Source organism: Janthinobacterium sp. OK676 (genome assembly GCF_900103595.1).
GTDB lineage: Bacteria > Pseudomonadota > Gammaproteobacteria > Burkholderiales > Burkholderiaceae_D > Janthinobacterium.
In genome coordinates this window covers 40,910-60,999 of record NZ_FNHA01000018.1, presented here as the reverse complement: position 1 = coordinate 60,999, position 20,090 = coordinate 40,910, and the positions used below count along the sequence as shown (strand labels likewise).

Below are 20,090 nucleotides of genomic sequence, written 5' to 3'. Positions count from 1 at the left end.
GGAATTACTATTTATGATGGTGGCCAGAGAGTAAGTGTTTGACCGCGAAAAAACTTTGATGTGGATCAAAATTCCCCGGATGAAATAAGCGTAGCGAACTGGCATCGAAATAAAGCGGTATTTCGGTCAAATTACGATCAAAAAAGCCATACAAGATCCCTGCAATCTGGGCGGATTGCGGGGCAGACGCCGGCCGGGCCGGGAGCTCAGGGATGCGGTTCGCCGGGCGCCGGCGTCGTTGTCGTATCGTCGTCCTGCAGCACGCGCAGGCCCGGTCCGACGAGGTCGTCGAACTGGCCGCCGTCCGAGGCCGTGAAATACACCCACAGGGCGATGAAGACGACCACGACGCTCAAGGGGATGAGGAGATACAGTGCTTCCATGTTCAGGCTTTCCGCAGGCGCAGGGCGTTGGCGATGACGACGGCCGAGCTGGCCGCCATGCCGACGCCGGACAGCCATGGGTTCAAGAAACCCAGCGCGGCGGCCGGGATGGCCGTCAGATTGTACAGGGTGGCCCAGCCCAGGTTTTCGCGGATGATGCGCATGCTGCGCGCGGCCGTCTTGGCCGTGTCGAGCACGGATACCAGTTGGTTTGAGAGCAGTACCGTGTCCGCATGGGCCTGCGCCAGGGCGGCGCCGGAACCCATGGCGAAGGAAACGTCGGCGCCGCTCAGCACGGCCGCGTCGTTGATGCCGTCGCCCACCATCGCCACGACGGCGCCCGTCGCCTGCAATTGCTGCACGAAATCGAGCTTTTCATCGGGCAGGCATTCGCCGCAGGCCGTGTTGATGCCCAGTTCCGTCGCCACGCTTTGCGTCAGCGCTTCCTGGTCGCCGCTGAGCAGCACGACCTGCTTGCCGCGCCGCTGGAAATACGCGACCACGTCGCGCGCTTCCGGGCGCAGCGCGTCGCTGAGTAAAAAGCGCGTCAGCCAGCGCCCCTGCGTGCCCAGGTACAGCGGCGTCATGCCCTGCATGCCGACGGCCGTGTCGCCCAACGGCGGACCGGCGATGGCGGCAACGAAGGCCGCATTGCCCAGGCGATAGCGCACGCCGCCGACGATGCCTTCGAGGCCCTGGCCCTGCACTTCCTGCAGCTGTTCCGCATGCGTGCGCGGCGTTTCTCCCGCGGCGGCCAGGATCGCCTGCGCCAGCGGATGGGCGCTGCCCGCTTCCAGCGCGGCGGCCACCTGCAGGCAGTCGTCTTCCGTCATGCCGTCCAGGCCCTCGATCTGCTTCAGCACGGGCCGGCCCAGCGTCAGGGTGCCCGTCTTGTCGAAGACGATGTGGGTGGCGCGGTGCAGGGTTTCCAGCACGTGCGGCTGGACGATCAGCACGCCGCGCCGCAGCAGGCTGTCGGTGGCGGCCGCCAGCGCCGTCGGCGTGGCCAGCGACAGCGCGCACGGGCAAGAGACAACCAGCACGGCGATGGCCACGGGCCAGGCCTGCGACGCGTCGTGCCAGATCCAGAAGGCGAACACGGCGACGGCGAACAGCAGCAGGCCCAGGACGAACCAGGCGGCCACCTTGTCGGCCCATTGCGCGATCTGCGGCTTGCCGCTGCCGGCCCGCTCGATCAGTTTCAATAAATCGGAAAGCGTGCTTTCGCGCGCCGGCTTCAGCACGCGCAGGATGATCGCCGCGCTGGCGTTGATGGCCCCGCCTGGCACGCGCTCGCCCGTTTTGCGGCGCTGTGCCGCGCTCTCGCCCGTCAGCAACGACAAATCGAGCGCGCTCGTACCCTCGATGATGACGCTGTCGGCGGCGATCGCTTCGCCCGGCTTGACGAGAATGACGTCGCCCACGGCCAGGCTGCCGGCCGGCACCAGGGTGGTGGCGCGGCTGTCGGGGAAGCCCGCCATCAAGGACGCGGACGCGGGCAAGGCGTGCTGCAGCCGTTCCAGCGCGGAAGCGGCCTTGCGGCGCGCCTGCAGCTCGAAATAGCGGCTGCACAGCAGCAGGAAGATGAACATCGTGGCCGAGTCGTAATACACCTCGCCGCGGCCCGTGAAGGTCGCCACCACGCTGCCGAAGAAGGCCGCCAGGATGCCCAGCGCGACGGGTACGTCCATGCCCAGGGTGCGCGCGCGCAGGCTGGCCCAGGCGCCCTGGAAGAAGGGCATGGCGGAGTAACAGATGGCAGGCAGGGTCAGCAGCAAACTGGCCCAGCGCATCAGGCTGGCCATATTGTCGTCCAGGGTGCCATCCTCGGCGGCCAGGTAGGCGGGCGCCACGTACATCATCACCTGCATCATCGACAGGCCGGCCACGAACAGCTGGCGGCCCAGGGTCTTGCTGGCTTTTTGCAGGCGTTCGCCATGGCGCACGGCGTCATACGGATAGGCGGTGTAGCCGACTTGCCGCACGGCTTGCAGAATGTCGCCCGGCTCGCACTGCGCGCGGCTCCAGCGCACGTACAGGCGCTCCGTGGCGACGTTCAGGCTGGCCGCCTGCACGCCGGGCAGGCGCGTCAGCTGGCGCTCGATCAGCCAGACGCAGGCGGCGCAGCGGATGCCTTCGACGGACAGGGTCGCTTCGCAGCTGCTGGCGTCGCGCGCGAATTGCGCATCGTCATTGCTGTACAGGCGCAGTTCGGGCGGCACCATGGTCGCATCGGCCGCATTGACGGCATATTCGTCGCGGTCGCGGTAGTAGGCGCTCTGGCCGATGTCGACGATGGTTTGCGCCACCGCTTCGCAGCCGGGGCAGCACATGGCGCGCGGCACGTCGTCGATGGTGACGTTCCAGCTGGAACCGCTTGGCACGGGCAAGCCGCAATGGAAGCAGGCGGATGGTTGTAAAACAGCATTCATAGGATTGTTTTCAAGCGTCTTTTCATGGATGGCCCGTGACGCACAGGGCGTCGAGCCAGCCCAGCGAGACGCCATTGACGGCGCGCAGCAGGCCCAGCAAGCCAAAGCCCAGCACCAGCAAGCCGCTGGCGATGCGCACGGGACGGCGCTGCATCTGCGCGCGCAAGCGCGTGCCCAGCAAACCCATGCCCAGCAAAGTGGGCAGGGTGCCCAGGCCGAAGGCGGCCATCGTGGCCGCGCTGTTCAGGGCCGAACCTTGCATCATGGCCGTCAGCAGCGCGCTGTAGACCATGCCGCACGGCATCCAGCCCCACAACCCGCCCACGGCCAGCGCCTTGAACGGCGTATCCATCGGCATCAACGGTTTCAGCAGGGGGCGCACGCGGCGCCAGACGACGTTGCCGGCCGCTTCCAGATGGGCCAGGCCGCGCCAGGCATCCATCAGGTACAGGCCCAAAGCAACGAGCATCAGGTTGGCCAGCCAGTAGCCGGCCACTTGCAGGGAAGCCAGGTGCAGCATGCCCGCGCCCGCCAGGCTGCCCGCCAGGGCGCCGGCCAGCATGTAGCTGACTATGCGCCCGCCGTTGTAGGCCAGCACGCGCAGCACGTTCGATTGCAGGCTTGTCCGCAGCGCGGGCCGTGCCACGGCGATGGCGATGACCGGGCGCGCAGGCGCCGCCGGTGCGCCTGCGCCCAGCGACAACGCGCCCACGATGCCGCCGCACATGCCGATGCAGTGCACGCTGCCGGCCAGGCCGACGAGGAACATGGGCACGAGGCTGAGGGCGTTCATCGCGTGGCGCTACACCGTTTTCGAGTAGCGCAGCGGCTGCACCGCGTCCGGCGCGGCATTCGCGCGCGCCATGGTCAGGTAGCGGTCGAAGACCATGCAGATATTGCGGATCAGCAAGCGTCCTTTCGGCGTGACCGTCAACCAGTCTTCCTCGATGACGAGCAAGCCGTCACGCGCCAGTTCGCGCAGCTTTTCCAGCTCGCTGGCGAAGTAGCTGCGGAATTTCACGGGATGCGCCTGCTCGATGCTGGCGATCGACAATTCGAAATTGCACATCAGCATCTGGATGATGATACGGCGCAGCAAATCGTCCGTGTCGAGCTTGATGCCGCGCGCGATCGGCAGCACGCCTTCGTCGAGCTTTTCGTAGTACGCATCGAGCGTCTTTTCATTCTGGCTGTAGACGGCACCGACGGAACTGATGGCCGACACGCCGCAGGCGATCAGGTCCGCTTCCGCGCGCGTGGAATAGCCCTGGAAGTTGCGGTGCAAGCGGCCCTGGCGCTGCGCCACGGCCAGGTCGTCCGTCGGCTTGGCGAAATGGTCCATGCCGATGTAGACGTAGCCGGCGGCCGTCAGGCGCGCGATGCACAGGCCCAGCATGGCCAGCTTGGTGGCGCTGTCGGGCATGTCGGCGTCGAGGATGCGGCGCTGCGGCTTGAACAGGTGCGGCATGTGCGCGTAGTGGTACAGGGCGATGCGGTCCGGGCTGGCGTTGATCACCTTGCGCAGGGTTTCCGTCATCGTTTCCAGGTTTTGCTTCGGCAAGCCGTAGATCAGGTCGATGCTGATCGAGCGGAAACCGGCGTCGCGCGCCGCCTGCATGATGGCCACCGTTTCCGCTTCCGGCTGGATGCGGTTGACGGCTTTTTGCACGTCGGCGTCGAAATCCTGCACGCCCAGGCTGATGCGGTTGAAACCTTGGGCGCGCAGGGAAAACACGCGTTCGCGCGACACCGTGCGCGGGTCGATCTCGATCGAATACTCGCCGTCTTCATCGGACGCGAACTCGAAATGCTGGCGCAGATGCGCCATCAGTTCGTCCATCTGCTTTTCGCTCAGGTAAGTGGGCGTGCCGCCGCCGAAGTGCAATTGCTCGATCTGGTTCATGCCGGCAAACAGCTTGCCCTGCATGGCGATTTCCTGCTTCAGATAGCTGAGATAAGTGGCGGCCTTGCTGCGGTCTTTCGTGATGATCTTGTTGCAGGCGCAGTAGTAGCACAGGGTGTCGCAGAACGGCACGTGCACGTACAGCGACAGCGGACGGCGGCCGCCGCGCATGCGCAGGGCGGCCAGCGCTTCGAGGAAGTTGCCGTACCCAAAGTCCCCGTTGAAACGGTCGGCGGTCGGATAGGACGTGTAGCGCGGGCCGGACTGGCTCATCTTGCCGATGATGACCGGGTCGAATTCGACGACCGCATCCAGTTCGGCGGAAGCACTGCTGAGTAGTGTAGGCATGATGTGTATGAAGTCTTGAAAGGTTTAGGCGGCCAGGCGTTTCAGGGCGGTGGGCTTGCCGGCGTTCGCGGCGCCGCCCTTGCCGCCGGGCATGGCGACGCGGCGCGGTGGCGGCATCTTGCCGAAATTGAACAGGCTCACGGCTTGCGACAGGCTGGCCGCTTCTTCCGCCAGGCGGGTGGCCGCCGCGGCGGCTTCTTCCACCAGGGCCGCGTTCTGCTGCGTCACCTGGTCCATGTGGGCGATGGCCTGGTTGACCTGGTCGACGCCGATGCTCTGTTCGCGCGAGGCGATCGAGATTTCCTGCATGATGGCCGTCACCTGCTTGACGGAGCTGACCACCTGCTCCATGGTGGCGCCGGCGCGGTTCACCTGCAGCATGCCGGCGCCCACCTTGCCGACGGAAATTTCAATCAGTTGCTTGATGTCCTTGGCCGCCACGGACGAGCGCTGCGCCAGGTTGCGCACTTCGCCCGCCACGACGGCAAAGCCCCTGCCCTGCTCGCCGGCGCGGGCCGCTTCCACGGCCGCGTTCAGGGCCAGGATGTTGGTCTGGAAGGCGATGCCTTCAATCAGGCCGATGATGTCGACGATTTTCTTCGACGAGGTATTGATGTCGTCCATGGTGGTGATCACTTCGGAGACGATCTCGCCGCCCTGCACGGCCACTTTCGAGGCGGCCACGGCCAGCTCGTTCGCCTGCACGGAATTGTCCGCGTTCTGTTTCACGGTCGACGAGAATTCCTCGATGCTCGAAGCCGTCTCTTCCAGGCTGGCCGCCTGCGATTCCGTGCGGCCCGAGAGGTCCATATTGCCGACGGCGATCTGCTTGGTGGCCACGGCCATGGTTTCCACGTTGATGCGCACGTCGCGGATGGTGGCGATCAGGTTGCTGTTCATCTGTTGCAGCGCGCGCAGCAATTGCCCCATTTCATCCGTGCTGTCCGTCTCGAAACTGCCCGACAGGTCGCCGGCGGCAATCGCCCGCGCGCCGTTCAGGGCCTTGCCCAGCGGCTTGAGCACGGACATGCGCAAGGTGTACCAGAGGAAAACGTTGATCAGGAAGCCGAACAGGGTGGCGCCGAAGATGGCGTAATTGGTGATCTTGCCGCCGCTGGCGAACAGGCTGATGACGCACACCAGCAACTGCAAGCAGTTGACGATGGAGGTGGCGGCCCAGATGCGCAGGTTGAGCGACATGTGCGTCAGGTTGTGCAGCAGGTGCGCCAGGCCCGGGCGCACGATCTGGCCGTGCTTGATGACGATGTTGCCGCCTTCCTTGTTGCGGATGGCCGCGTAGGCTTCCTCGGCCGCTTTTACCTGGTCCTTGTCCGCTTTCACGCGCACGGACATGTAGCCGATGGTCTTGCCCGCTTCGCGGATGGGCGTGACGTTGGCGCGCACCCAGTAAAAGTCGCCGTTCTTGCAGCGGTTCTTGACCAGGCCCGTCCACGGTGTGCCGGCCTGGACCGAGGCCCACAGGTCGGCGAACGCTTCGGCCGGCATGTCCGGGTGGCGCACGATGTTCTGGGGCGAACCGAGCAGCTCGGCCTCGCTGAAGCCGCTGACCTGGCTGAAGTACGGATTCACATACACGATATTGCCGTTCATATCCGTTTTCGACACGATGGCCTGGTCGTCCAGGACGAGGACTTCACGGTTAGTCACTGGCAAATTTTGTCGCATGGTCGCGGCTTCCTGATCAGTTGAATAGCTAATTGGTGAGTAAGACTTGCACGATTGCAAGAATGGAGATCAGTGTAAGGAGTCGCCTGCGCAAATTTATTGATGTAGATCAAAATCCTCCAGATTGGTCGTGCTTGTACGCATTTAGCGATAGCAATGCGGCATTGTTGTAACGCTACTGGTTGCCAGCGGCGGCTAATCCACGCCCGCCGTCAGCGGCCGCAAACTGCCCACGGCGTAGCCTTGCGCGTAGTCGATGCCCAGCTCGCGGATGACGGCCAGGGTGGCATCGTCTTCCACGTATTCGGCCACCGTTTTCAAGCCCATCACGTGGCCCACTTCATTGATGGCCTTGACCATGGCGCGGTTGATGGCGTTGCTGGCGATGTCGCGCACGAAGACGCCGTCGATCTTCAGATAGTCGACGGGTAGCGCCTTCAGGTAGCCGAACGAGGAAAAGCCGCTGCCGAAGTCGTCGAGCGAGAAGCGGCAACCCATGGCCTTGAGCTGGCGCATGAATACTTGCGCCTTGGGCAGGTTGGCGATGACGGCCGTTTCCGTGATTTCAAAGCAGATTTGCTCGGGCGCAACGGCAAATTGCACGAACTGTTCGGTGATGTAGTCGTGCAAGCCCGTGTCGGCCAGCGACATGCCCGACAGGTTGACGGAATACAGGGCTGGGGCGCGGCGCCGGCTTTCCGCCATCGCTTCCATCGGCGGCAGGCTGTCGCGCACGCTCTCGATATGCGCGCAGACGGCGCGGATGACCCAGCGGTCGATGGACAGCATCATGTCGTAGCGTTCGGCGGCCGGGATGAAGGCGCCCGGCAAGATCAGGTCGCCCTTGCTGTTGCGGATGCGGATCAACACTTCGTCGTGGTGTTCCTGGCCGTCGTGCAGGTGCACGATGGGCATGGCGTACAGGCGGAAATAATCGTGGGCGAACGCTTCGTTCAGACGCGAAATCCACAGCATTTCGCCATGCCGCTGCGCCAGCATGACGTCGGACTCCTGGTAGACATGGATGCGGTTGCGGCCCTGCTCCTTGGCCAGGTAGCAGGCCTGGTCGGCCGCGCTCAGCAGCTCGCTCATGGACTTGCTGTCCTGGCTGATTTCCACCATGCCGATGCTCACGCCCAGCTCGAAGTTGCGGCTATCCCAGGCGAAGCGGAAATCGCGGATGGACTGGCGCAGCTGTTCGCCGATCACGCGCGCGTGATCGAGCGGGCAGTGCGGCAGCAGCACGCCCAGTTCGTCGCCACCGAGGCGGGCCAGGATGTCGCTGTCGCGCATTTGCGCCTGCAGCATTTTCGCCAGCAGCTGCAGCAGCACGTCGCCTGCGCCGTGGCCGCAGGTGTCGTTGATGACCTTGAACTGGTCCAGGTCCAGGTACAGCAGCGCATGCACGTGGCCCTCTTCCTTGGCCGTGTGCAGGGCGCCGGCCACCAGGTGTTCGAATTCGCGCCGGTTGATCAGGCCCGTCAGGGTGTCGTGCGTGGCGTGCCACGACAGTTGCTGGCTCAGCTTGCGCTCGTGGCTGACGTCGCGGAACACGACGACGGCGCCGAGGATGTTTCCGTCGTGCGACCAGATGGGCGCGGCCGACTCCTCGACGGCAATGCGCCGCCCGTCGCGCGTGACCAGCTGCGCATGCGTGGAAATGCCGATGGCCTGGCGCTGGCGCAGACACTTGATGGCCACGTGTTCGAGCGGCTCGCCCGTGTGTTCATCGATGAGGTTCAGGGTTTGCCAGATGTCGAGACCCTGGGCCAGTTCGTTGCTCCAGCCCGTCAATTGCTCGGCCACCCGGTTCAGGTAGCGTGTCTTGCCTTGCGGATCGGTGGTGATCACGCCGTCGCCGATGGAGCTGAGCGTCACTTCCGCCAGTTCCTTGCTTTCGGCGATCATCAGATCGCGCAAGGTGTGCTCGGTGATATCCCAGATGATGCCCAGGGTGCGGTCGGGGAGACCGTCGGCATTCGTGAACACTTGCGCCTTGGCCGCCAGCCAGCGTTCGCTGCCGTCGGGCCAGACGACGCGGTACTGCAATTCATAGCCGTCGTGCTGGCGCACGGCTTCCTGCATCACCTCGAGTACCTTGCTCTGGTCATCGACGTGGACGAAGCCGAGAAAGGCACGGAACGGCTGCGTCAGCGGCCGCTCTTCCAGGCCCAGCAGGGCCGCGCCGTTGGCCGACCAGCTGACCGTGCCGTCGATGATCTGGCCATCGACGATGCGCGAATCCCAGATCGCCATGTGCGCCGCATCCAGTGCCATCTGCAAACGTTTTTGCTGGTCGCTCATCGCCGCCCCCTCACGTGGATATACAGGTAGACGCGCTGGCGCGATTTAGGTTCCCGGCACCTCCGCCGGCGTTGCGGCCGAGGCGCGCGCCACGTCGCGCACATTCTTTTGCACGGCCACGGCGGCAAACAGGCTGAGCAGGAATGCCATGGCGTAGAAACCCTTTTCGCTGTTTTGCAGGGTGGCGTTCCACAGGCCGACCGTCAGCAGCAGCAAGGCCAGCAGCACGGAAATCCAGCACAGGCCAAAATAAATGCCCGTCACGGCGATGCCTTCGGCGCGGTCGCGCACGGATTTTTGCAGCGAGATGGCGGCGAACAGGCCGTACATGAGGATGGTGAAGTAATAGCCCTTCTCGTTGAGCGCCATGCTGGCGTTCCACAGGCCGGACAGGTAGGTGATGGCGCCGATCAGCAGGGCCGCCCAGGAGGCGCCGATGAAGGCGCTGCTGGGACGTTGGATGGGGGAAGTCTGCATAGGGTCTCCATGGACGGGCTGGCGCCGCGGCATGGCCGGGGCGGCAGGCACGGATGCGCCTGCCGCCCCATCAGACCAGAAAGTTTATTTGGCTGGCTTGACCATGCGCAACAAAGCCGACACGGCCGTGACGCCGGCCAGCACCAGGCCCCCGGCGATGACGCCGGCCACCGCGTTGATCAGGCTGGGCGTGACGGCTGCCAGCACGGGGCCGATGCCGGCCACGCTGCCGACGGCTTCTTCCGCGTGGTGCAGCATGCCGCTGGCCCACGGCCAGCCGTGCGTCAGAATGCCGCCGCCCACCATGAACATGGCCAGGGTACCCACGACGGACAGAAATTTCATCAGTTTCGGCGCCGCCGACACGAGCATGCGGCCAAAGCCGCGCACGCCGTCCATCAGCGCGCCCGCGCCCTTGCGCGCGGACAAATAAAAGCCCGCGTCGTCGAGCTTGACGATGCCCGCCACCAGGCCGTACACGCCCACCGTCATGATGATGGCGATGCCGACGACGACGGCCACCTGCTCGGCGAAGGTGGCCGCAGCCACCGTACCGAGGGCGATGACGATGATTTCCGCCGACAAAATGAAATCGGTGCGGATGGCGCCCTTGATCTTGTCCTTTTCCAGGGCGACGAGGTCGACCTGCGGGTCGCGCAGCGCCTGGGCCAGCTCGGCCTTGTGGCTGTCGTCCGGGTGCAGGTATTTGTGCGCGATCTTCTCGAAGCCTTCGAAGCACAGGTAGGCGCCGCCCACCATCAGGAGCGGCGTGATGGCCCACGGCGCAAACGCGCTGATGGCCAGCGCTGCGGGCACGAGGATGGCCTTGTTCTTCAGCGAACCGACGGCGACGGCCCAGACAACCGGCAGTTCGCGCTCGGCGCGCACGCCGGCCACTTGCTGCGCGTTCAGGGCCAGGTCGTCACCGAGCACGCCGGCCGTCTTCTTGGCGGCCACCTTGGTCATCAGGGAAACGTCGTCGAGAATGCTGGCGATGTCGTCGAGCAGGGCCAGCAGGCTGGAGCCGGCCATCTCAGCGCGCTCCCATGGCGGTGGCAGGGAATCGTGGAGCGAGGAAAGTGTTGTTTTTCATGATGTTATTCTTGGTTGTACGGCAAGGAGTGAGGTCGGTAAGACACGACCGCGATCTTACCCCAGGGATGGCCGGCAGGGCCGCACTGACCGGGGTAAAATTGCTCTTCATTACCATTTTTTGGGAAACCGCATGCCATTCGCCACCTGGATCACCTTTGTCATCGCCGCCTCCATCATCGCCGTCTCGCCCGGCTCGGGCGCCGTGCTGTCGATGTCGCACGGCCTGTCGTACGGGGTGAAAAAGGCCAGCGCCACGATTCTCGGCCTGCAACTGGGCTTGCTGGTGGTGCTGGGCATCGCGGGCGCCGGGGTGGGTTCCCTGCTGCTGGCCTCCGAAGTGGCGTTCAATATCGTCAAGACGGTGGGCGCCCTGTACCTGATCTACCTGGGCCTGTCGCAGTGGCGCGCCAAGGTGGCCGTGACGGGCGACCTGCACGCCGACGCCGTCGTGCCGTCCTGGCGCCGGCGCGTGCTGACGGGTTTTCTCACCAACGTGACGAATCCGAAAGGCATCATCTTCATGGTGGCGGTGTTGCCGCAATTCATCAGCCCGACCGCGCCCCTGCTGCCGCAACTGCTGATCCTGGCCGTCACCATGTGCACGATCGACCAGATCGTCATGCACAGCTATGCCTTCCTCGCTTCGTCAATGCAGCGCTTTTTCCACGACGCCAAGGCCGTGAAAAAGCAGAACCGCTTCTTTGGCGGCTTGCTGATGGCTGTCGGCGCGGCCCTGTTCTTCGTCAAGCGCGGCGGCCAGGCGGCATCCTGACCGAAGTCAAGATGCAAACATTTGTAAGCCCGCTTGCGATGCCCGCCTGAAGCGGATGTAATCGATACATGTCGTCATTGTAAGTCCTGCCTGGAGCGCTGCCATGCGTCCGACCCTGTCTTTCCCCTTTCTGAACGCCGTGTGCGCCGTGCTGCTGTCGTCGGCGTGCTCGCTGGTGCTGGCCGAGGATCCGCCCGCCCGCGTGGGCCGTATTTCCACCGTCGAAGGACAGGTGCTGGTGCGCGCCGGCGACGGCGACGCGCAAAACGCCCTGCTGAACTGGCCCGTCACGACGGATAACCGTTTGAGCACCATGCGCGGCGCGCTGGCGGAGTTTCGCGTGGGTGCGGCGGCCGTGCGTCTCGATGGCGATTCCGAGCTGGAAGTGAGCGAGCTCGATGACGACAGTTTCAAATTGCACCTCAGCTATGGCACGGTCAGCGTGCGCGTGCGCAATCCCGACGCGCTGCGCGGCTTCGAGCTGACCACCGCCCAGGCCCGCGTGATTCTGACGCAGCCGGGCTGGGTGCGCATCGAGGCGGGGCGCCAGCCCGGCACCAGCGTCGTCAGCGTGCTCGACGGCGCGGCCGACGTGGATGGCGCGACGGGCAGCGTCACCTTGCGCGCTGGCAAGCGTGCCGAGCTGACGGACGAGGAATTGCGCACGGGCGCCTTGCAGCGGATCGCCTTCGACAACTGGCCCGAAGCCTTGCCCGCCGCCGCGCCGGCCTTGCGCTATGTCACGGACGATACCACCGGCTATGAAGAGCTGGACCGCTATGGCGCCTGGCAGGAAGACGCGGAATACGGCCCCTTGTGGCTGCCCAGCGCCGTGCCGGCCGGCTGGGCGCCGTACAGCGACGGGCGCTGGACGTGGATCGCGCCGTGGGGCTGGACCTGGGTCGACAATGCGCCGTGGGGCTATGCCCCCTCGCACTACGGCCGCTGGGTGCTGCTGGGCCACCGCTGGGGCTGGGCGCCGGGACGCGAACGTGGCCGCGTGCCCTGGGCGCCGGCCCTGGTGGGCTGGGTCGGCGGCAACCACTGGCAGCAGCATGGCCAGCACCCGGGCGTCGGCTGGTTCCCCCTGTCGCCGCACGAGCGCTACGTGCCCGGCTACCGCGCCAGCGCCGAGTATGAACGCCGCATCAACCGCGTGGCCGAAGGGCGCCGCCCCGTGGCGGGCGAGCGCGAACGGCGCGAAGGCATGACGATGCTGCCCGGCGAGCGTTTTGGCGGCGCGCGCACGGTCGACGTGCCGCGCCGTAACCGCACCACCATGCCGCCACCTGTCATGCAAAGTTTGCCCTTGAGCACGGCCCCTGCGCCGGCCGGCAACTGGCAGCGTCCCGCCGAGCCGAGGGAGCCCCGGCGCGACTGGGTCAACCGTCCCGGCCGCTTGCAGACGGACGATGGCCAGACGCACATGGCGCCCCGTCCCATGCAGCCGAACCGGCCGCCCGTGCCGGCCCAGCCGCAACAGCCGCCGGTGCCGGCACAGCCCCGGATGCCGGCCATGCCGGCCTTGCCGCCCGTGCAAGATCATGTGGGTCACCCCGGGTGGCATGGCGAGGAGCGACCCCGCGCCGACTGGCACCGCGCCGAGCGTGGCCCCCGCCGCGAAGCGTTGCAGACGGCGCCGCCGCCATCCTTGCCTGCTTCGCCGCCCGTGGCCGTGCAGCGCCCCGCGCCGCCGCCTCCACCGGCTCCTGCGGCCCCTGCCGCACGGCCGCCCCAGGAAGCGCGCAGTGCCGAGCGCCCCAATCCGCCCCGGGAGCGCAACCATGAGCGCGGCAATCCCGGCCGCAACGGCCGGATGCAGGAAGTGGAGCGCTGACGGGCGTGCCGTCTGTCGCGCCGTATCGGCGTTCACGCCGCAAAATGCGCAGTTCGTCACATACCGGAGGTAAGGCGGCCGTCGTTTGGCTACAGTACGACTACTGCTTTTCCTCCAAGTCACAGCAGCGACTTTTCCGGCTATTTTGTCTCAACGAAATAGTTTTCCGCCAGCTTACCCAGCTGGCTTTTTTTTGCCTTGCCGTCTGCGCCATGGCGGCGGGCGCGCCCGCCCTCAAAGTTGGCTACAATACGCTTTTATGCAGCCGCCGCGCGATAAGCGTTGCCTGTTCTGACCTGCACTGATTGGATTTCCCATGCAAACGACGCCTCCCACCGAACACATTATTCCTCCCAGCGAATCGCTGATCGAATATCCGAGCGACTTTCCCATCAAGATCATGGGCCCGACGCATGTCGACTTCGCCCCGACCATGCTGGAACTGGTCATCAGCCACGATCCGACCTTCCACGCGGGCCGCATGGAAGAGCGTCCATCGGGCAAGGGCAACTACACGGGCCTGACCGTCACCGTGCGCGCCATCAGCCGCGAGCAGCTCGACGCCCTGTACACGGCGCTGTCGGGCCACCCGATGGTGAAGATCGTCATGTAAGCAAGGTGGGCGCTTCGCGTGCCTGGAAGGCGGCAATTTCTTCGCCCAGCCAGGCACGGAAGGCCCGCACTGGCTCGCGCTGCGCCGCGGCGGGCGGGCTGACCAGGTAATACGCGTCGGCGCAGGGCACGGCCATATCGAACAGGCGCACCAGCCGCCCCGCCGCCACCTCCTGCAGCGCCACCACATGGCGCACCAGCGCCACGCCGTCGCCATCGATGGCCGAGCGTATCAGCATCGACAAATCCTCGTACAGTACGCCGCCCACGGGCTCGGCCAGCGGCAAGCCGGCCGCCGCCAGCCATGGCCGCCACGGTTCGAGCGAGCGCAGCAAGGTCGCCTGCGCCAGTTCGCCCGGCGTGGCCGGCAAGTTGCCGCCCCGGTAATGGGGACTGCAGACGGGGTAATACACGTCGCCCATCAGCGGCTGCACCAGCAGGCCCGGATAATGGCCGCGGCCAAAGCGGATGCCCACGTCGATGCCTTCGCTTTCCAGGTCTTGCAAGGCGCCGCTCGTTTGCAGCACGACTTCGATGCCGGGATGGCGTTCGATGAAATGCCCGAGGCGCGGCGCCAGCCAGCGCGCCGCAAACGAGGGAATCGCCGTGATCGTCAGCCGCGTATTGGCGGGCGCCGGCCGCAGCGCTTGCGCCGCCGTGGCGATCTCCGTGAAAGCCTTGCCCAGCACCAGCGCAAATTGCCGCCCCTGCGGCGTGACCGTCACATGGCGGCCGTTGCGCTGGAACAGCAGCACGCCCAGTTCTTCTTCCAGCTTGCGCACCTGGTGGCTGATGGCGCCGTGCGTCAGGTGCAGTTCCTCGGCCGCGCGCGAAAAATTGCCATGGCGGGCAGCCGCCTCGAAGGCGCGCAATGCTGAAAAATTGGGCAGTCGGGACATGGCGTTTGATGTGAATAGAAGTAACCAGAACGCTGAATATAACTCGTTTTGAAGGCAGTGCACGGCGCTTTATGATGAATCCTGTTCACTTATCCACAGGAAGCCCGCCATGTCCCTCGTTTTGTATGTCGACCGCAACCGCATCAGCCCGTATGCCCTGTCCGCCTTTGTCGCCCTGAGCGAAAAGCGGCTTCCCTTCACCGTGCAGGACGTCGACCTGGACGCGGGCGCGGCGCGCCAGCCGCCGTTCAGCAAGGTCAGCCTGACGCAGCGCGTGCCCGCCATCGAGCATGACGGCTTTGTCCTGACGGAATCGAACGCCATCGCCGACTACCTCGACGACGTCTTTGCCGCGCCCGACTATCCATCGGTGCTGCCGCGCGACGTACGGCAGCGGGCGCGGGCGAGGCAAGTGCAGGCGTGGCTGCGCAGCGACCTGCTGGCGCTGCGCAACGAGCGCGATTCCACCGTCGTGTTCCATCCGCCCCGCGCGGACCACGCGCCGCTGTCGCCGGCGGCGCAGGCCGCGGCCGCCAAGCTGCTGCACATCGCGGGCGAACTCGTGCACGGTGACTACCTGGCTGGCGCCTGGAGCATCGCCGACACGGACCTGGCCCTGATGCTGTTGCGTTTGATCAAGAGCGGCGAGCCCGTGCCGCCTGTCCTGCGCGACTATGCGCTGGCCCAGTGGCAGCGCCCTGCCGTGCGGCAGTGGCTGGCGCAGGTGCCGTCGCCGCAGCCGGCTTAGTCAGCCCCCACACGAGGGCAAAGGCCGCGCTGGCCGCCGCCGTCACCCACAGCAGCGGCTTTTCGCTGCCGTCCGTGATGGCGGCGATGACGGCGCCGCACACGGCCGTGATGAGCATCTGCACGAAGAAGAACAGGCCCGAGGCGCTGCCCGCCTGGGCGCCATACGGCTGCAGCACGGCCAGCTGGCAGGCGGGAATGGCCATGCCCACCGACACCATCACCAGCAACATGGGCGCCACCAGCGAGGCCACGTGCTGCGGCGCCAACGTCCCCGCCAGCAACAGGCTGGCCGCGCCCGCCACATTGATCAGCACCGCCACGCCCAGCATGTAATCGGCGCCCAGGCGCGGTCCCAGGGCGCGAAACAGGCTCGATCCCGCGATATAGCCGCTGACCGTCAGCGCGAATACCAGCGCGTATGCGTGCGGCGACAGATGCATACCCCTTTGCAACAGCACGGACGATTCCGCAATGAAGGGGAAATACGTGCAATACACACAGCCGATGGCCAGCGCATAGCGCAGGAAATACCTGTCGCCCAGCAGGCGGCGGTACAGCGCGAGGGTATTTCCTTGTGGTACGACGCTGGCCGGCCTGGTTTCCGGCACGTAGGCGGCGATCAGCCCCAGCGACAGCGCGCCCAGTGCGCACAGCACGCCAAACACGGCGCGCCAGCCGAATGCCGCATCGAGCACGCTGCCCGCCAGCGGCGCCACGATCGGCGACAAGCCCATCGCCATCGAGATTTTCCCCAGCATGCGCGCCTGCGTGGCGGGATCGAAGCGGTCGCGCACCATGACCCGGCCGATGATGGTGCCGCTGCAGCCGCCGAACGCCTGCAGCACGCGCGCACCGATGAGCACGTACACGTCGCTGGTCACGGTGCAGACGATGCTGGCGAGCACAAAAATGCCCGTGCCGGCCAGCAGCACGGGGCGGCGTCCGTAGCGGTCGGCCAGCGGCCCGCAAGCGAGCATCGAGGCGGCCGAGCCGGCCATGAACAGGCTCAGGGTCAGTTGCAACTGGGCATCGCTGGCATGCAGGGCGTCGGCCATGGCCGGCAGCGAAGGCAGATAGATGTCGATGCTGATGCGCGACAGGCAGACCAGCAGCAGCACGATGGCGCCCCAGGCCCACAGGGGAAGTGTTGTTCGTTGATTCATGTTTTTTGGTATGCAAGAGATGACAAACGCACCGGAACGGTGAGAATAGGATGGTTGTGGTGTAATGCGAAGTGCCAGTCATCAGAAAACTCATTGGACCACTTGGACGATTATCATGCCGCGAGGAAAATCACCGCACACCCTGGACTTGCCTCGCCCGACCAGCTGGCTCGACAAGGCGGGCGTCAACAAGCAGGATGGCGCGTATGAAGCGCTGCGCTCGGCCATCCTGACGAAGATGCTGCCGGCGGGCAGCCGCTTGCCGTCCAGCCGCACCCTGGCCGAACGGTGGGAATTGTCGCGCGGCACCATCGAAACCGTGTTCGACCGTCTGCATGCGGAAGCGTACGTGACGCGCGTACCCGGTTCCGGCACGCGCGTGTGCGCCGTCGTGCCGGAACGTTTTTTGATGGCAGGCTTTGCCGATGCCGCCCCGGCCGTACCGGCCGCCGTGCCCCTGCCCGCTTCGGACACGGGCGTGCGCGACGGCTTGCCGTTTGTCGCGCGGCGCGCCGACGCCAGCCTGTTTCCCATGGCCGCCTGGTCCAAGTGCGCCACGCGGGCGCTGGCCGCCGCCACGCCGGAGCAGCTGTGCAGCGCCGATCCTGCCGGCCTGCTCCAGCTGCGCCAGCAGATCGCCGATTTCCTCGCCAAATACCGCGGCATCCGCTGCGACCCGCAAGACATCATCGTCACGACCGGCATCCGCCACGCGATCGACTTACTGGCGCGCGGCATCGTGCGCGATGGCGATAAAGTCTGCTTGGAAGAACCTGGCTACCCGGCCGCGCGCGCCCTGTTCGCCCTGGCCGGCGCCGTGCCGGTGGACATTGCCGTCGACGCCGAGGGCATCGATTGCGCTGCGCTGGCCGCGCACGCGGGCGCCTGCCTCGCCTACGTGACGCCGGCGCACCAGTCGCCGCTGGGCGTGACCATGTCCGTCACGCGCCGCCTGGCGTTATTGGAATGGGCGAACGACCACGGCGCCTGGGTGGTGGAAGACGATTACGACAGCGAATTCAATTACCACAGCGCCCCGCTGGCGGCCCTGAAGGCGCTGGACCAGTACCAGCGCGTGATTTACTGTGGCAGTTTCAACAAGACTCTGTTTGCGGGCCTGCGCGTGGGCTTCATGGTGCTGCCGCCTGCCTTGCGCCCGCAGTTGCTGGGCATCGTGCAATTGACGGGCCGCTCCGTAGGCGTGACGGAACAGCTGGCGCTGGCCGCCTGGATGGAGGAAGGCGCCTTCGTGCGCCATTTGCGCCAGGCGCGCCTGGCCTACAAGGAGCGGCGCGACCTGCTGCTGGCCTGCCTCGAGCAGACCGCGCCCGGGCGCTACACGATCACTGGACAGCAGGCGGGCTTCCATTGCGTGCTGTGGCTGCCGCCGGACAGCGACGAGCGGGCGTTTTGCGCGCGCGCGGCGCAGGACGGGCTGGCGCTGCAGCCGCTCGGCGACTTTTGCCACAGCGCCAGGCTGGCGCCGGCCGTGCTGCTCGGCTACACGGCCTTGAGCCTGGCCCAGGTACGCCATGCTGCACAAAAATTGGGCAGGTTGCTGCTGTTGCCAGAGTCCGCCCCGGAATGAAACGGCCGCCTGGCTTATAATCACGGCTTCGCCGCAGCGTCCGCAGGGCGCCGGCAGCTGATTACAGAATCCGTCATGACCACCACCCGCACCGAAAAGGCGCTGATCCGCGAGCTGGGCCGCGTCGATTACGAGCCCACCTTTGCCGCCATGCGCGCCTTTACCGATGCGCGTACGACGGACACGCGCGACGAACTGTGGATCGTCGAGCATCCGCCCGTGTTTACGTTGGGCCTGGCGGCCGACCGCGGCCATCTGCTGGCCGGCGCCGAAAACGTGCCCGTGGTGCAGACGGACCGGGGCGGCGAAGTGACGTTCCACGGCCCCGGCCAGGTGGTGATTTACCTGCTGATGGACTTGCGCCGCAACAAGCCGGGCGGCAAGCTGTACGCGCGCCAGTTCGTGCATAAAATCGAGCAAGCCATCATCAACGTGCTGGCGGCGTATAATCTCGCTGGCGAGCGCATCGATGGCGCGCCTGGCATCTATATCGCCGGCGGGCCAAGCAAGGGTGCGAAGATCGCCGCGCTGGGCTTGAAAGTGCGCGGCAACGGCTGCACCTACCATGGCGTATCGCTCAACGTGGCGATGGACCTGGCACCGTTTTCCTGGATTAACCCTTGCGGCTATTCCGGCCTGAAGACGGTGGACATGCGCAGCATGGGCGTGTTGGCGCCGCTGGCCGACGTGCAGCGGGCCCTGGCCCATGAATTGACCGTATTACTCGATGTAAGCGAAGTAAACAGCGCCGCAGGCGCGCCTCAGGCAGCGGATGCCTGAGCAAACAAACCAACATGCCCGTCAAGGGCTCGCAGCCATGACTTCTGAGACCATTTCCAGCACCGCACCCGCCGCTCCCGCCTACAACCCGAGCGAAAAGCAAAAAGGCGCCAGCAAGACGTCGCGCATCCCGATCAAGATCGTCCCGATCGAGCAGATCGAGCGCCTGAAAAAGCCGGACTGGATCCGCGTCAAGGCCGCGTCGGCATCGACCCGTTTCTATGAAATCAAGGATATCCTGCGCGAAAACAAACTCGTCACCGTGTGCGAGGAAGCCAGCTGCCCGAACATCGGCGAATGCTTCGGCAAGGGCACGGCCACCTTCATGATCATGGGCGACAAGTGCACGCGCCGCTGCCCGTTCTGCGACGTCGGCCACGGCCGCCCGGACCCGCTGGACAAGGACGAGCCATCGAATCTGTCGAAAACCATCGCCAAGCTGCGCCTGAACTACGTCGTCATCACTTCCGTCGACCGCGATGACTTGCGCGACGGCGGCGCCGGCCATTTCGTCGAGTGCATCCAGCAAACGCGCGCCCTGTCGCCGAACACCCGCATCGAAGTGCTGGTGCCCGACTTCCGTGGCCGCCTGGAAAAAGCGTTGCTGTTGTTCAAGGATGGCTTGCCTGACGTCATGAACCACAACCTGGAAACGGCGCCGCGCCTGTACAAGGAAGCGCGTCCCGGTTCCGATTACATGCACTCGCTGAAGCTGCTGAAAGACTTCAAGGCCATGTACCCGGACGTGAAAACCAAGTCCGGCATCATGGTGGGCCTGGGCGAGACGGACGAGGAAATCCTGCAAGTCATGCGCGACATGCGCGAGCACGACATCGACATGCTGACCATCGGCCAGTACCTGGCGCCATCGAACAGCCACCTGCCCGTGCGCCGCTACGTGCACCCGGACGTCTTTAAAATGTTCGAAGAGGAAGCGTACAAGATGGGCTTCACCCACGCCGCCGTGGGCGCCATGGTGCGCAGCTCCTACCACGCGGATGAACAGGCGCACAGCGCCGGCGTGGAATCGGCGCTGAATTTCTAAGCCACTTGTGCCGCAT

At 65.6% G+C, this 20,090-nt stretch carries 17 protein-coding genes; 7 read left to right on the top strand and 10 right to left on the bottom strand.

The genetic code is table 11. The features are described from left to right. Positions 1-206: 206 nt before the first annotated feature. The 8 genes from ccoS to BLU39_RS26820 form a co-directional block, all read right to left on the bottom strand. Positions 207-383 (bottom strand): cbb3-type cytochrome oxidase assembly protein CcoS, encoded by a 177-nt coding sequence (gene ccoS, locus BLU39_RS26855; RefSeq protein ID WP_092719189.1) that lies wholly within the window; start codon positions 381-383, stop codon positions 207-209. 2 nt (positions 384-385) lie between these two features. Beyond that, the gene (locus BLU39_RS26850) at positions 386-2,815 is read right to left on the bottom strand and encodes a heavy metal translocating P-type ATPase (protein ID WP_092719186.1); all 2,430 of its coding nucleotides are present in this window, start codon (positions 2,813-2,815) and stop codon (positions 386-388) included. 22 nt (positions 2,816-2,837) lie between these two features. After that, a complete protein-coding gene (locus tag BLU39_RS26845) occupies positions 2,838-3,608 on the bottom strand; it encodes a sulfite exporter TauE/SafE family protein (RefSeq protein WP_092719184.1) in 771 nt (256 codons plus the stop codon). A 9-nt stretch (positions 3,609-3,617) separates the two neighbouring features. Next, a complete protein-coding gene (gene hemN / locus BLU39_RS26840; RefSeq protein WP_092719182.1) occupies positions 3,618-5,066 on the bottom strand; it encodes an oxygen-independent coproporphyrinogen III oxidase in 1,449 nt (482 codons plus the stop codon). 24 nt (positions 5,067-5,090) lie between these two features. Then, positions 5,091-6,752: a methyl-accepting chemotaxis protein gene (locus BLU39_RS26835; RefSeq protein ID WP_092719179.1), complete on the bottom strand. Its 1,662-nt coding sequence runs from the start codon at positions 6,750-6,752 to the stop codon at positions 5,091-5,093. A gap of 195 nt (positions 6,753-6,947) precedes the next feature. Next, positions 6,948-9,056, bottom strand: coding sequence for an EAL domain-containing protein (locus tag BLU39_RS26830; protein ID WP_092719176.1), 2,109 nt, complete (start codon positions 9,054-9,056; stop codon positions 6,948-6,950). 45 nt (positions 9,057-9,101) lie between these two features. Next, the gene (yiaA, locus tag BLU39_RS26825; RefSeq protein ID WP_092719172.1) at positions 9,102-9,533 is read right to left on the bottom strand and encodes an inner membrane protein YiaA; all 432 of its coding nucleotides are present in this window, start codon (positions 9,531-9,533) and stop codon (positions 9,102-9,104) included. 84 nt (positions 9,534-9,617) lie between these two features. Further along, entirely contained in the window at positions 9,618-10,565 is a 948-nt protein-coding gene (locus BLU39_RS26820) for a DUF808 domain-containing protein (protein WP_092719169.1), read from the bottom strand. Between the two features lie 193 nt (positions 10,566-10,758). Here BLU39_RS26820 and BLU39_RS26815 point away from each other — a divergent pair, with 193 nt between their 5' ends. The 3 genes from BLU39_RS26815 to BLU39_RS26805 all read left to right on the top strand — a co-directional run bounded on the left by BLU39_RS26815 (position 10,759) and on the right by BLU39_RS26805 (position 13,850). Then, positions 10,759-11,400, top strand: a complete 642-nt coding sequence (locus tag BLU39_RS26815; RefSeq protein WP_092719166.1) for a LysE family transporter — start codon at positions 10,759-10,761, stop codon at positions 11,398-11,400. 103 nt (positions 11,401-11,503) lie between these two features. Continuing rightward, a complete protein-coding gene (locus tag BLU39_RS26810; RefSeq protein ID WP_092719163.1) occupies positions 11,504-13,237 on the top strand; it encodes a DUF6600 domain-containing protein in 1,734 nt (577 codons plus the stop codon). A 316-nt stretch (positions 13,238-13,553) separates the two neighbouring features. Continuing rightward, the gene (locus tag BLU39_RS26805; protein ID WP_086140485.1) at positions 13,554-13,850 is read left to right on the top strand and encodes a DUF493 family protein; all 297 of its coding nucleotides are present in this window, start codon (positions 13,554-13,556) and stop codon (positions 13,848-13,850) included. On the opposite strand, the gene gcvA is transcribed toward BLU39_RS26805, so the two are convergent. Further along, positions 13,843-14,748, bottom strand: a complete 906-nt coding sequence (gcvA, locus tag BLU39_RS26800; RefSeq protein WP_092719160.1) for a transcriptional regulator GcvA — start codon at positions 14,746-14,748, stop codon at positions 13,843-13,845. The two genes, BLU39_RS26805 and gcvA, sit on opposite strands and share 8 nt — an antisense overlap. A 109-nt stretch (positions 14,749-14,857) precedes the next feature. On the opposite strand from gcvA, the gene yfcF reads away from it, so the two are divergent. Beyond that, a complete protein-coding gene (gene yfcF / locus BLU39_RS26795; RefSeq protein WP_092719157.1) occupies positions 14,858-15,496 on the top strand; it encodes a glutathione transferase in 639 nt (212 codons plus the stop codon). Here yfcF and BLU39_RS26790 read toward each other — a convergent pair. Next, the gene (locus BLU39_RS26790) at positions 15,384-16,661 is read right to left on the bottom strand and encodes a multidrug effflux MFS transporter (RefSeq protein WP_092719155.1); all 1,278 of its coding nucleotides are present in this window, start codon (positions 16,659-16,661) and stop codon (positions 15,384-15,386) included. The two genes, yfcF and BLU39_RS26790, sit on opposite strands and share 113 nt — an antisense overlap. A gap of 115 nt (positions 16,662-16,776) precedes the next feature. Here BLU39_RS26790 and BLU39_RS26785 point away from each other — a divergent pair, with 115 nt between their 5' ends. From BLU39_RS26785 to lipA, 3 genes are all read left to right on the top strand, one after another. Beyond that, a complete protein-coding gene (locus BLU39_RS26785) occupies positions 16,777-18,249 on the top strand; it encodes a MocR-like pyridoxine biosynthesis transcription factor PdxR (RefSeq protein WP_092719152.1) in 1,473 nt (490 codons plus the stop codon). A gap of 75 nt (positions 18,250-18,324) precedes the next feature. Next, a complete protein-coding gene (gene lipB, locus BLU39_RS26780; RefSeq protein WP_092719149.1) occupies positions 18,325-19,029 on the top strand; it encodes a lipoyl(octanoyl) transferase LipB in 705 nt (234 codons plus the stop codon). 37 nt (positions 19,030-19,066) lie between these two features. Beyond that, positions 19,067-20,074, top strand: coding sequence for a lipoyl synthase (gene lipA / locus BLU39_RS26775; protein WP_092719146.1), 1,008 nt, complete (start codon positions 19,067-19,069; stop codon positions 20,072-20,074). Positions 20,075-20,090 lie beyond the last annotated feature (16 nt).

What these genes read in the sequence shown, in the direction of transcription:
- BLU39_RS26790 (WP_092719155.1), bottom strand. Translation starts at nt 16,661, where the DNA reads ATGAATCAACGAACAACACTTCCCCTGTGGGCCTGGGGCGCCATCGTG.
- BLU39_RS26830 (WP_092719176.1), bottom strand. Translation starts at nt 9,056, where the DNA reads ATGAGCGACCAGCAAAAACGTTTGCAGATGGCACTGGATGCGGCGCAC.
- BLU39_RS26845 (WP_092719184.1), bottom strand. Translation starts at nt 3,608, where the DNA reads ATGAACGCCCTCAGCCTCGTGCCCATGTTCCTCGTCGGCCTGGCCGGC.
- BLU39_RS26815 (WP_092719166.1), top strand. Translation starts at nt 10,759, where the DNA reads ATGCCATTCGCCACCTGGATCACCTTTGTCATCGCCGCCTCCATCATC.
- BLU39_RS26785 (WP_092719152.1), top strand. Translation starts at nt 16,777, where the DNA reads ATGCCGCGAGGAAAATCACCGCACACCCTGGACTTGCCTCGCCCGACC.
- ccoS (WP_092719189.1), bottom strand. Translation starts at nt 383, where the DNA reads ATGGAAGCACTGTATCTCCTCATCCCCTTGAGCGTCGTGGTCGTCTTC.
- lipB (WP_092719149.1), top strand. Translation starts at nt 18,325, where the DNA reads ATGACCACCACCCGCACCGAAAAGGCGCTGATCCGCGAGCTGGGCCGC.
- hemN (WP_092719182.1), bottom strand. Translation starts at nt 5,066, where the DNA reads ATGCCTACACTACTCAGCAGTGCTTCCGCCGAACTGGATGCGGTCGTC.
- BLU39_RS26810 (WP_092719163.1), top strand. Translation starts at nt 11,504, where the DNA reads ATGCGTCCGACCCTGTCTTTCCCCTTTCTGAACGCCGTGTGCGCCGTG.
- gcvA (WP_092719160.1), bottom strand. Translation starts at nt 14,748, where the DNA reads ATGTCCCGACTGCCCAATTTTTCAGCATTGCGCGCCTTCGAGGCGGCT.
- BLU39_RS26820 (WP_092719169.1), bottom strand. Translation starts at nt 10,565, where the DNA reads ATGGCCGGCTCCAGCCTGCTGGCCCTGCTCGACGACATCGCCAGCATT.
- BLU39_RS26850 (WP_092719186.1), bottom strand. Translation starts at nt 2,815, where the DNA reads ATGAATGCTGTTTTACAACCATCCGCCTGCTTCCATTGCGGCTTGCCC.
- yfcF (WP_092719157.1), top strand. Translation starts at nt 14,858, where the DNA reads ATGTCCCTCGTTTTGTATGTCGACCGCAACCGCATCAGCCCGTATGCC.
- yiaA (WP_092719172.1), bottom strand. Translation starts at nt 9,533, where the DNA reads ATGCAGACTTCCCCCATCCAACGTCCCAGCAGCGCCTTCATCGGCGCC.
- BLU39_RS26835 (WP_092719179.1), bottom strand. Translation starts at nt 6,752, where the DNA reads ATGCGACAAAATTTGCCAGTGACTAACCGTGAAGTCCTCGTCCTGGAC.
- BLU39_RS26805 (WP_086140485.1), top strand. Translation starts at nt 13,554, where the DNA reads ATGCAAACGACGCCTCCCACCGAACACATTATTCCTCCCAGCGAATCG.
- lipA (WP_092719146.1), top strand. Translation starts at nt 19,067, where the DNA reads ATGACTTCTGAGACCATTTCCAGCACCGCACCCGCCGCTCCCGCCTAC.